The organism is Pseudovibrio japonicus (genome assembly GCF_014651595.1).
GTDB lineage: Bacteria > Pseudomonadota > Alphaproteobacteria > Rhizobiales > Stappiaceae > Pseudovibrio > Pseudovibrio japonicus.
Genome location: NZ_BMXE01000013.1, coordinates 20,404 through 32,087 on the forward strand (window position 1 = coordinate 20,404; position 11,684 = coordinate 32,087).

General features: G+C 53.0%; 10 protein-coding genes and 1 riboswitch. Of the genes, 9 read left to right on the top strand and 1 reads right to left on the bottom strand.

The genetic code is table 11. From position 1 onward, the window contains the following. Positions 1–348 precede the first annotated feature (348 nt). From IE076_RS22085 to IE076_RS22115, 7 genes are all read left to right on the top strand, one after another. A complete protein-coding gene (locus tag IE076_RS22085; protein ID WP_189438964.1) occupies positions 349–1,701 on the top strand; it encodes an AAA family ATPase in 1,353 nt (450 codons plus the stop codon). Then, positions 1,698–2,795 (top strand): plasmid partitioning protein RepB, encoded by a 1,098-nt coding sequence (gene repB / locus IE076_RS22090; protein ID WP_189438965.1) that lies wholly within the window; start codon positions 1,698–1,700, stop codon positions 2,793–2,795. Before IE076_RS22085 ends, repB begins: the two co-directional genes overlap by 4 nt. 261 nt (positions 2,796–3,056) lie before the next feature. Next, on the top strand, positions 3,057–4,331 hold the full coding sequence (repC, locus tag IE076_RS22095) for a plasmid replication protein RepC (protein ID WP_189438966.1): 1,275 nt from the start codon (positions 3,057–3,059) through the stop codon (positions 4,329–4,331). Positions 4,332–4,837: 506 nt separating this feature from the next. After that, positions 4,838–5,854, top strand: coding sequence for a cupin domain-containing protein (locus IE076_RS23045; protein WP_189438967.1), 1,017 nt, complete (start codon positions 4,838–4,840; stop codon positions 5,852–5,854). Between the two features lie 160 nt (positions 5,855–6,014). Further along, positions 6,015–6,223: riboswitch (cobalamin riboswitch) on the top strand. Between the two features lie 175 nt (positions 6,224–6,398). Further along, positions 6,399–7,181: an ABC transporter ATP-binding protein gene (locus IE076_RS22105; RefSeq protein WP_189438968.1), complete on the top strand. Its 783-nt coding sequence runs from the start codon at positions 6,399–6,401 to the stop codon at positions 7,179–7,181. 11 nt (positions 7,182–7,192) lie between these two features. Beyond that, positions 7,193–8,131 carry an ABC transporter substrate-binding protein gene (locus IE076_RS22110; protein ID WP_189438969.1) on the top strand — a complete coding sequence of 313 codons (939 nt, stop codon included), beginning with the start codon at positions 7,193–7,195 and terminating at the stop codon, positions 8,129–8,131. Between the two features lie 2 nt (positions 8,132–8,133). Next, positions 8,134–9,189, top strand: a complete 1,056-nt coding sequence (locus IE076_RS22115; RefSeq protein WP_209009407.1) for a FecCD family ABC transporter permease — start codon at positions 8,134–8,136, stop codon at positions 9,187–9,189. Positions 9,190–9,367: 178 nt separating this feature from the next. Here the strand turns inward: IE076_RS22115 and IE076_RS22120 are convergent, their stop codons facing one another. After that, positions 9,368–9,601, bottom strand: a complete 234-nt coding sequence (locus IE076_RS22120) for a Tn3 family transposase (RefSeq protein ID WP_280514310.1) — start codon at positions 9,599–9,601, stop codon at positions 9,368–9,370. A gap of 408 nt (positions 9,602–10,009) precedes the next feature. Between IE076_RS22120 and IE076_RS22125 the strand changes: the two genes are divergently transcribed. Both IE076_RS22125 and IE076_RS22130 read left to right on the top strand, forming a co-directional pair. Beyond that, positions 10,010–10,645, top strand: a complete 636-nt coding sequence (locus IE076_RS22125; protein WP_189438970.1) for a toxin-activating lysine-acyltransferase — start codon at positions 10,010–10,012, stop codon at positions 10,643–10,645. A 401-nt stretch (positions 10,646–11,046) separates the two neighbouring features. Then, positions 11,047–11,661, top strand: coding sequence for an imm11 family protein (locus IE076_RS22130; RefSeq protein WP_189438971.1), 615 nt, complete (start codon positions 11,047–11,049; stop codon positions 11,659–11,661). The last annotated feature ends 23 nt before the right edge of the window (positions 11,662–11,684 follow it).

Consider the following 11,684-nt stretch of genomic DNA (forward strand, 5'->3'; position numbering starts at 1 on the left):
GAGCGCATTCAACGTGAAAAACGTCCCGATCAGGGTGAAAGCGAAGGTCTGTCAGAATCGAATTTGGGCTTTCCAACAAGCTGCGGTCATACCGTTATTGGGAGGGAATCACTTCATCCGAAACGTTATCCCTTCCTAATTTTCTTGAACTACTGAGCTGGGTGCGCGACCCTACCGTTTCAATAACACCAATAAAAACAAAGCATTACTGCTATGGATGGATTGGACAATGATGCGCGGAAATGTACGTTAAGTGTTCGTTAACCAACCAGTCGTTGACTTCCCGATAAGAACTGCAGAGAATTTAATGAATTCCTGTTTAATTTAAAAATTCGGGTGAACTAGGAAATGGATAGTGAGACACTGGAGCGCGGCGTGATGCTGGCTCAGATGAAAGCGGACCACAAGGCGCTGTCTAGCACATTGGCGGCCTTGGCGCAGTCTCAGTTTCCGCCCACAGCCGAAAAAGTTCTGCGCAAGTTTCCTGCGTCCGAGGCGGCGGCCTATCTGGGCATCACGCCGCGCTATCTGGCGCTGTCTGCTGATGAGATGGGGCTGGAGATTGAGAAGGTTGGCCGCGGCGAGCGCCGGTTTTATGCGCTGGAACAAATGAACCAGATCCGCGCCTATCTGGCGGAAAAAGCGGGCGAGGACAAAGCCAAAGCTACGTTTTATGATCCGCGTCGCAAGGACGATGAGGACCTGCAGATTATCGCCTGCTCCAACTTTAAGGGCGGCTCTGCCAAAACCTGCACCTCGGTGCATTTGGCGCAGTATCTGGCGCTGCAAGGCTACCGCGTTTTGCTGGTGGACTTGGATCCGCAGGGCTCTGCCTCCTCGATGCTGGGCGTGGTGCCGGAGCTGGTGCCTGAAGACGAGTCCCTGTTTGCAGCCATTCGCTATAATGACCCGGCTTCCTTGAGCGATGTGGTTCAAAAAACCTATTTTGCCAATCTTGATCTGGCTGTCGGCAGCCCGTTCCTGACGGAATGGGAGTTCTTCGCGCCGCACTACGCCACGTTGGCGGGCCAGGAAGAGCCGGGCATTCGCAACCGCATTGCGGATATTGAGGACGAGCGCAAGCAAAAGGGCATTACCAACACGCGGCTTCGTGAGCTGGAAGAAGAACTAAATCGGGAGCATGCAGCTCTTTCCGATTGTTTGCAGCGCAAGCTTTACTTCACCCGTCTGCAGCTGGCGTTTGAGGATGTGGAAGCGGATTACGATGTGATCATCTGCGATACCCCGCCAAGCTTGGGGTATCTGTCCAACGCTGCCTCATTTGCTGCCGATCATTTGCTGGTGACCATTCACCCGCAGTGGATCGATTGTGAATCCATGGCGCAGTATCTGGCGACCTCGATCGCGCATAATGAGTTCTTTGAAAGCACGGTCGCCAAGCAGCTGGGGCCTGAATATCTGGCGCCTAAAACTCTTCAGTACCTGATTACCCGTCACGACAACACCAGCCGTCCTGAAACGGACGTGGTGACCATGCTGCGCAGCCAGCTGCAAAACGTGCTCACCAGCACCATGTTGCGCAGCTCCGCCATTGCCGAGGCCGGTAACGTGCAGCAGACGCTCTATGAGGCCGAACGGTCCAACTTTAACGGCAAAACCTATGACAGGGCGTTGGATTCACTCAATAAAGTCAATCAGGAAATGGAAGAGATCCTCAAAACCTATTGGGGCCGCTCATGAACGATAAACGTAAGAAAAACAAAAGCAAACTCAGTGCAATTATGACCGGCAACAACGCCGGTGCCGCGCGTATTCCTGAGGCTGATACTGCCGAGGTTCGCCCGAAACCACGTGAGCAAAGTGCAGTTGGCCGCTTGGGCGCCGCCCTGCATTCGCTGACCGAACAGCGCGCCGATCCGGTCGATCCAAGCCTGATCATCAAAAACCTTGACGCCAAACTGCTGCTGCCATCATTGGCCATGGACCGTGCGTTTGAGCTGGTGGATGAAGAACTGGATAGTCTGGTCGAGAGCATTCGCCAGAACGGCCAGCAGGTTCCGGTGCTGGTGCGCCCTCACCCGGAGCGCGACGGTTACTACCAGATTGCCTATGGCCATCGCCGTGTGAAGGCTTGTCAGAAGCTTGATATTGCGGTGCGTGCTGTTGTTGAAGAGATGAGCGATGAGCAACTTGTTATCGCTCAGGGCAAGGAAAACGAAGAACGCAAGAACCTGACTTATATTCAGCAATGCTTCTTCGCGGCCCAGCTCAGCAAAACGTTTACCCGCGAGGTTGTCGCCGCTGCTGTTGGCGCTGGCGATAAAACCCGCGTCTCTAAACTCACCAGCATTATTCGCCGCGTTCCCAACGATCTTATTGAATCTGTTGGCTCTGCGCCCGGTATTGGCCGGGTCAAGTGGGAAGCTGTGGCCAAAGTCTGTGAGACAAATGGTGCGGCGGAACGGTTGCGGAAAAGCTTGGCGGGCCTTCAAAGCTCAGGCAAGTGGGATGCGATGGCAAGCGTCGATCGTTTCACCTGGCTACACGATTCGGCTGTTGCCCTTGAGGTGGTGGATGGAAAGTTATCCCCCTCCGATGCAAGTGCGGTAAGCTCGCGGCCCAAGGGCACCAATACCAAAGCTGTTGTGCTGAGCACTGAAGATGGCAAGCCGCTGGTGGAAACACGCGGCGCGCGCACATTCAAGATTGTCTGGCCGGATGATACAAAGGCAGCGGCATTCTCGCAGTTTTTGAGCACAAAGATGGAAACGCTGCTCGAGGAGTTCAAGCGTGAAGAGAGACAGCGTCAGGACAAGGTGGAGGAAAGCGCATGACCTAGGCGCTTACATGAAAACGGCCCTGCAGACGGTAATCTGCAGAGCCAGAATTCAAATAGGCAAACAGAGTGGCAACTCTGAAGTACCGTAACATCAACTTCACCGTACTTCTCCTTGCTGGAAAAATCAATCGCCTGACTCGTTAGGCGGAACGGTTTTCTGCACCCTGCCCTTCGTTTTGCTGAATTAATGTGGAGCACGAGTGGTCTCGTGCGTTTTAAACGCGCTATCAATGTGGTGGCGTGAAGGGGTTCTGCTATGCAAAATTCTGGAGGGGTCGCCTCATTCCGAAAGCTCACGCCGGCTATGATGAAGGCGCAGCATCTGGCGCTCGCTAATGACATTGTCACCACGTCCAAGGGCGAAGTGGCGATGGCGTTGAAGAAGGCAGCCCCTGCCCTGGGCATTGATGGTACCTGTTATCACGTCCTTGATATTCTTATTGGTTTGACCGGCGCCGATGACTGGCAGCCAGACCGCAAACCGCTGGTGGCGATCTCCAATGAAAAGCTGGCAGAATATGTGTGCCGCTCCAAACGCACAGTTATGCGTTGCCTGAAGCGCTTGGTGGAAGCAGGCATTATGGCTTATCGCGACAGCCCAACCGGGCGGCGTTACATTCACCGCGGTGAGTTCCGCAATGGCAAACGCGGTGAGATTGAGCGTGGGTTTGGCTTTGACTTTTCTCCTGCCCGCCAGCGCGTGCATGAGCTGAAAGAACTTGGGGAAGCTTTTGCTCAGCGCCTGAAACAGGAGAAGGACGCCCGCCGCACCGTGAACCGCTTGCTGCGTGCGATCGAGGATATGTCCATTCTTGCCGAAAAAGAGAAGCTCGACTTTTCCGAGATTGATCAGGCGCTTGAGTTGCTGGGCGAGAAGCCTATGATGGTTCTGCAGCGGGCAGAAGTTTTGCAAGGCATCTATGAGATGGCCGTTGCCCTGTTCTCGCGGGAGAGCGCTGAAGAGGAAACTGAAGCTTCTTTTATTGAAGAGATGTCCTGCGCGGGTGACATTCATGACGCCCCTTATAATAATACAAACCCTCAACCTCCTAATTTAAGTAGTATAGAACGGCGATCAGCTCACGCTGATCACTCAAATCATGAAGATCCCGACCAAGCCGGGATCAAAAAGGCTTTTGAAGAAACGCCAAAAAGCAAAATCACTGCCAAGGCCAAAAACTCGACCCATGATGACGGTCTGGAGAATATCTCCTTAGGGCTCTTGAAGGGCGCCCTTGTCAACTTGCAGGAAACACTGGGATTTGAGGTCTCCAGCTGGTCAGACCTGATCGACAGCAGCGGGGATATCTCGCTCTTGATCGGCCTGTCTCCCTCGGCCTGGCAGCAAGCAGAGGGCAGGGTAGGGCGCTACATCGCCGCCGCAGTTTTGGCAACAACCGCCGAAAAAGCCCTGCGTGATCCTCTGTTGATCTCCAGCCCGGGCGGATACTTCCGCGCTTGTATTGATCGGGCAGTGGACGGAGAATTGGCGCTGCACAAGTCCCTGTTCGGCCTCGCCCAATCCAATTGAACGCGTGCAATTTCATGCCCACAGGGGGTGCACGCGTGCACCCCTAAGAAGAAAATATAATTAAATCAAATAGATAGTTATTTCGACCTTCTAAAACCGACGTTTGCGTCGAAAATTGCGTTGGTTTGAGATGAAGAAGGTTTTTATGCGTTGATAGGGGTGACCGGCTGCCCCGCCCACGGTACTGTCAGGCGATTTTAAATTAGGACACGAAGGCGTGCTCGCCACCTATTATTTTTGCGCCGTGACTGCTTCAGGATATCAGGAACAATACCGTTGATCTTGACGACCCATTCGTCGAGGTGCCACTTATCATCGGGTGTTGGGCTGTCCCACCGGATTTTGCCAGCAAAGACATGCCCAAATTTGCTTACTCAGTTCCAGAGTGTCTCGCAGGAAAGAACAAGCCCCGCACCGTCAGACGATCTTCTACATCCCGCGAGCTTAGAAACGACATTTGAGTATGCTAGCCGATTGGTGGCAGCCAAACAGAAGGAAGTAGCATAATGGGTCTACGCTTTATTTTTATGCTCACACGAAACGACGAAACCGTCGAGGACGCTGCGCAACACCTGAAGACTGCGTTAGCTGCGGGCGTGCATCATATTGGCTTCAAGGACGTTGGCCTGCCGTTTGATCAGCTGAGAGATTTGAACATTGCAATTAAGGAGGGCGGAGCGACCAGTTATCTAGAAGTCGTTTCGCTGGACGAAGAAAGCGAACTGGTTTCTGCCAGAGCCGCAGTTGATATCGGCGTCGACATTCTTTTAGGCGGAACGCACGTTGATGCGGTCTTACCTCTTCTCAAAGACACTGGCATTCAATACTACCCGTTCCCTGGGAAAATCGAGGGGCACCCAAGCAAACTGATGGGCTCAATCGACGAAATTGTTGCAAGCGCAGAAGACCTTGCCTCTCGCGAGGGCGTCCACGGGTTGGACTTGTTGGCCTATCGTTCATCTGAAAACGTAACCGGATTAATGGCGGCTGTTTGTGCTGCCGTGAACAAGCCAGTTATTATGGCCGGTTCAATCGGTTCTCGTGAGCGGATCGAGAGTGTTCGTAAAACCGGAGCTGCTGGCTTCACGATTGGCACAGCCGCGCTGGATGGCGACTATCCTGCAGACAGTCCAGAACTTGAAACGCAGCTTCGCTCCATTCAACGGGACGTAGCAGGCGTCAACAACCATATCTCGCCATTTGGCCCGGAAAATCTCGAGGAATCTTTTGCTAAAATCACGGATACATGGCATTCGACCGTCGCTGGTAAGGTCAACAACATGGACATCAAACTCGCCAAGTTTGAAGGTGAACTAACCTGGCACCATCATGCCATTGAAGACGAGATGTTCTTCGTTCACAGAGGCAAACTGATGATGAAGTTTCGTGATCGGGATGAGATCATAAGTGAAGGCGAATTTATCGTTGTGCCACATGGTGTGGAACATTGCCCGGTTGCTATTGGTGGTGTTTGTGAGGTGATGTTGATTGAACCAAAATCCATACTCAGCCCTGGGAAGTGACCAAAATTTCTGCACTGACCTCAGGAGCCGAAAACCATCTCCGATGATAGCTGAGGCCACCTCTTTCGCGGCGCATAGACGAAACTAAGCCGGCAACCGCACCTTTCAACAGCTGTAGCAAGCTATGGCAAGATTGCTCTTGCAATTGGGAGGCACTAATCTCAATATCCGCAGCGATGGTTTCTGAGGTGCGAAAGGCCTTGGGATTAAAAGGGAACACGGTGCGGTGTAGCCAACAGGCGCCAAATCCGTGACTGCCCCCGCAACTGTAAGCGGAGAGCGAAGCCAACGTGCCACTGGTGAGAACCGGGAAGGCTGGCTGAGCATGGACCCGCGAGTCAGGAGACCTGCCATTATGTTCCACTTCAACCCGGGCGGGGCGTCCCGGAAGGAGGCCATAATGGTTGCATTGGCGCAAGCCTCTCTCATCTCCGGTTTCTCTTTGCCCCTGCTGCAACGCGGAGGGCGTTATGAGGCCTGTTTCCTATCTTTTCTATAGCTTGGGTGACCCGATTTGGGTTGAGCCGTGCACGGATGCGCGGGCATGAGCGCAGCTTCTGTTTCAGTTCGTGAGGTTTCCTGGGCGCCAGAGCGCAGGTCTGAGCTTGTCCTAAAGCCGCTGAGTTTTGAGTTGGCGGCAGGGCAGACGCTTGGCGTTGTCGGCGCGAATGGGGCAGGGAAGTCGACCCTGCTGCGGCTGCTTTACCGCTTCAACAAGCCGTTGAGCGGGCAAGTCTGCGTTGATGGTGATGACATCTGGTCTCTCTCGGCCAGAGCCACAGCGCAGCGGGTGGCCGCCGTGCTGCAAGAACAGCCGATGGATTTTGCCCTGAAGGTGCGCGAGATTGTGGAGCTGGGGCGAACGCCCTATCGCAGCGGGCTGGCAGCTTCCGGAGAACGCGATCGGCAGGTGGTGGACCGTGCAATCCATGCTTTACAGCTGGAAGGGCTCGCCGGGCGATTGTTCGGCACGCTTTCTGGCGGAGAGCGGCAGCGGGTGATGGTGGCGCGAGCGCTGGCACAGGAGCCGAAACTGCTCGTTCTGGATGAGCCCACCAACCATTTGGACATTCGCCACCAACTGGAAATTCTGAAGCTGATTGAAGAGCTGAATCTGACGATCATCACCAGTTTGCATGACCTGAACATGGCAGCTCAGGTGTGTGATCAGATCCTGCTGCTGGATCATGGGCAAATGCTTGGCTTTGGGGCACCGGAGCAGGTCCTTTCACCTGCTTTGGTTTCACAGGCGTTTCAAGTGCGCGCCACGCATGACCAGCTGATGTCCGGGCAACAATCCCTCCTTACATTTGAACTTCACTCATAAGGCCTCTTCCCATGAGAAAATTTGGTTTGGCGCTGGCAATTGCGCTGCTTTCTTCTTCTGCTGCTCTGGCAGAGGTTTCCGTCCAAAGCTGTAATCGCACGGTGGAATTTTCCAGTGTGCCGCAGCGAGCGGTTTCTAACGACTCCAACCTGACAGAGATGATGCTGGCGTTGGGCTTGCAGGATAAGATGGTCGGCTACACCGGCGTTTCTGGCTGGAAGACGCTGGATGCGGAGCTGACTGATCAGGTGGCCGCATTGCCGGAGCTTTCTCCGAAATATCCGAGCAAGGAAGTGCTGATTGGCGCTGATGCTGACTTCTTTTTCGCAGGCTGGAACTACGGTATGCGTGTGGGCGGTGAGGTAACACCGCAGACGCTGGAGCCGTTTGGCATCAAAGTGTATGAGCTGACCGAAAGCTGCATTCATGTTGGCGCGAAACCGAAGGTTTCCATGGATGACATGTACAATGATCTGCTGAACCTTGGCCATATCTTTGGCGTTGAGGCACGGGCGGAAAAGCTGGTGCAGCGCTACCGTGACGAGCTTGCCCAGTTCAAAGCTGGTTTGAAGGTTTCAGGCACTCCGCCACGGATCTTTGTTTATGATAGCGGAGAAGATTCCCCATTCACTGCAGGGCGTTATGCCATGCCAACGGCGTTGATTGAGGCTGCTGGCGGCAGCAATGTGATGGATACCTTTGAGAAGAACTGGGCGCGGGTGAACTGGGAGGCCGTTGTTGAGGCAAACCCAGAGATCATCGTGATTGTGAACTACGGCGAAGTAACTGCTCAGCAGAAGCGCGAGTTCATGCTCAACAATCCCGCTTTCGCAGATATGGACGCGGTGAAGAATGACCGGTTCGTGACGCTGGAATATGCTGAAGCAACGCCAGGGCCCCGCAACATTAAGGCGATCAAGAAGCTCGCAGCCGCGTTCTGGGAGAACTAAGCATGAGCGAAGGAACCGGCGTCTTTGCGGCCCCTAAGGTGGTCCGTTCTCATCATTTACTGCAGATCAGCTGCGTGGGGTTGGCTGCGCTGGTTCTTTCTGTTTGCCTTGCTGTCTCTGTGGGCGCGGTTTCCATTTCCATGGAGACGGTCTGGGGTGTTCTTGCAAACAAGTTGGTGCCGGGTTTGGTTGAACCGAGCTGGTCCGCAGGGCGTGAGAACATTCTCTGGCAAATCCGACTGCCCCGTGCACTGCTGGCGATCATGGTGGGGGCAGGGCTGTCCATTGTGGGGGCCTGCCTTCAATCGGTCACCCGCAACCCGTTGGCAGACCCTCACCTGATCGGTATCTCAGCTGGTGGAGCGTTTGGGGCAGTGTTGGCGCTGCTGCATACAGGACTGTTTCTGGGCACGCTGACGGTGCCATTGCTGGCATTCTTAGGTGCGCTTGGGGCGACCTTCCTTGTGATCGGTGTGGCAAGGTTTACCAGCGCGACCAGTGCGGACCGGCTGGTGCTGACTGGTGTGGCGGTGAGTTTTGTGTTGATGGCGGGCGCCAACATTCTCATCTTTCTGGCAGACCCACGGGCGACACACAGTGTGGTCTATTGGATGCTCGGCGGGTTAGGTCTGGCACAGTGGGGGCATCTTGTGTACCCGCTGGTCGTGCTAGTTCTGTGCGGGGGCTGGTTGTGGCTGAGGGCAGGGTACTTCAATGCTATGACGATTGGCGATGAGACGGCGACCACACTTGGCATATCCGTCTCCAGATTCCGGCTGGAAACCTTCGTGATTGGCGCGCTGATTACAGGAGTGATGGTCGCGTTTTCGGGGATGATCGGCTTCGTGGGGCTTATGGTCCCTCATATCGTGCGCTTGTTTGTGGGCGGCGACTACCGGCGCCTGATCCCGGTCTCAGCATTATTTGGCGCAATCTTCCTCCTCCTCGCAGACGTGGCCGCACGTACATTGATGAAGCCCGAGGACATGCCAATCGGCATCATCACCGGCCTCCTCGGCGGCATCTTCTTCATCTGGCTTCTGCGAGAGAAAAGATAGCGCACGGCACCTTGTCAGAGGATCATGGGAAAGGTGGGTGCTGCCGAGTCCGAGTATGGTTGATGGCCCTGCGTTCTTTAGTAGTCTTGCCGACCAGTACTCCGTCTGAAACAGTCTTCGAGAACCTGAAGTCTGGCTATTCTATCACGCAGTTAGGGGATCGTTTCAGCTACCTGTATTAACCAGTTAGTAGGAAATGAGCCCAACCGAGCGATGAAATGTGCTCCAGAAGTTCGGGTGGGCAATCCAAGCCAGCTTGTTTGCGCTTTGATACAGCGCAACCGAGGTGATCTGTGTTCCAATAGATGATGATGGCGGCAAGTAGATTGAGGCCAGCTATGCGGTAGTGTTGCCCTTCTGCGGCCGATCTCTGAACTCTCTCTTGAAACCGACGATACTTGAACTCTGACATTGCAAATCCCCTATCAAGTAGGGCTCATGCAGTCGATGGCCCAAAGTTGCAGAAAAGCCTTGGGAACCGAATGAACTATGCGACACAACCGCCTGATCTGTAGCAGTCGCTCAAGTAAGTTTTTCAATCAACCTCTCCAACACACAACTTTTAATTGATTAAGTAATGAAAAGGGAGTGACGTAAGGAAGCTTACTGTTTCCACCGCCGAGATTCTAATGATTACAGGTGATTCGAACGCTAAAATGCCATAATTCATAGTGGCTTAATTTTATTACTCAATATATCTAAAATTATATCGGTATATTCGTGAGAAACCTAAATTGAATTCATCTTTCGATGTGTTGACTAAGTTGTATGTTTCAATCACCATTTAATTATTGATTTATACAACTTGGAAGTGCAAATAATGTCATTGAATGGTTCGAGCGACTCTCAAGAGGATCAGGTAAACGAGATTGGAGTTGCTGGAGACGCTGATTCTGAAGTGAAAGCGGTAAATGGAAAGCAACCGGAAGGTGTTACAACCGATCCGAAGGTTCTCAAAAAGATCGCTCAGGTCCGCTCTCAGGTTCGCGAGAGCTTTGGCAAGATCACCATGGCCATGATGATGTTGCCGCGATATCGTAATCAGACAATCGGAGACCTGCAGCATCTCGTCCTCGATCCTCTCATTCGAGACCGCGTAGCAATCGCATATCCCGAGAAGGGAAAGGAAAGCGATTTGGCTGATGTGGCTGGTATGGCTATCTGGGCCAGCGTTTCACCTGAAGTTGACGCAAAGATCCGCGAGCAAATCCGGGCTGGTACATTCCCGCTCCGTTTGAAAGCAGATGATTGGACCTCTGGCGATATCAACTGGTTGCTTGATGTCATCGCTCCAAGCCAGAAAATGACAGCGTCTGTCCTCGCAAACTTCAAGCAGGTGGCCAAGACAGGTCCATTGCGCATGCATCCTTTGATCACAAAACTCGTCGATGAGGAAACGCTCAAGAAGATGGGTGCTGAAAAGCTAAAGACCGAGCCAGAAAAGGCAAGCGCTTGAGTGACCTTCTGAGCGTGGCGTGTATTAGGCTTGATGCTCAGAAGCACTATAACTTCACCGGGCTTTCCTAGAGCTTTGCCACTCAAAGGCGATTGCCTGCGCACGACACATCTTCCGAATCAAATCGTCATTGAATGCGCAGTTGGTCTTCAGCTTCTTCGCCATAGCGTTGTTAAGCGCAGCTTTGTTCAAAGCTGCGCGATGCCTAAAAGTCACTCAAAGAGCTAAGGGGGAATGTTTCTTGAGTAGAATCTGTTGGTCACAAAAGCACTTGGGGCTCAAAGTTAAACTGAGGCTCTGGTAACCCTATGAACAGACGACAGGCTATGCTTGGTGTTGGTTGTGGCCTTGCCACACTCTTAAGAAACAGACCCGCTCGGGCAAGAGATGAAGGAAGAAAAATGCAAAACGCTGTTTGGATCAGCTACGCCATGATGGATGAAACAAAATTTCTCCCAATCAAGTCGGATATCAGCCTATCTGATGTCCAGCGAGCCATCGATGCTCAAACTCGCAACGTTAAGGGTGAGCCGTTAGCTAGGGAGCATTTTCCTGAACGGGCTTATGGAAATGCTGAAAATGATGCCCCCATATTTGACAAACTTCCAGATATTTTTAGTTGTGGTGGTTATTGGGTAGTATCGGAATCCTGCGCAGATGTTTTAGCTCAGTTCAATTTAGGACGGGGTGCGCTTCATCCAATAGAGATTTTTCAAAGAGATCACAGAACCCCCGTTCCAGGTCGTTATTTCTGCCTAAACTTCGGGTGTGTCAAAGAGGTATTTTTGCCAGGCGAATCACCGAGAGCACGAAAAGACAGAAACCGTGCGGAAACCTGGAAGCCTCCGTTTGTTTTAAAGAACGAAGACATTGCAGTTTCAGAGACAGCTCTTAATGGATGCGATTTGTGGATCGATCCCCGCATGGCTCGCGCATTCTTCGTCAGCGATGACTTAGCAAAAGCTTTGAAGGCAGCCAAGGTCAATCTCGGATTACGGAGATGCCGCGTTTTGTAAATTTCCTGCGCATTACTTGGGAG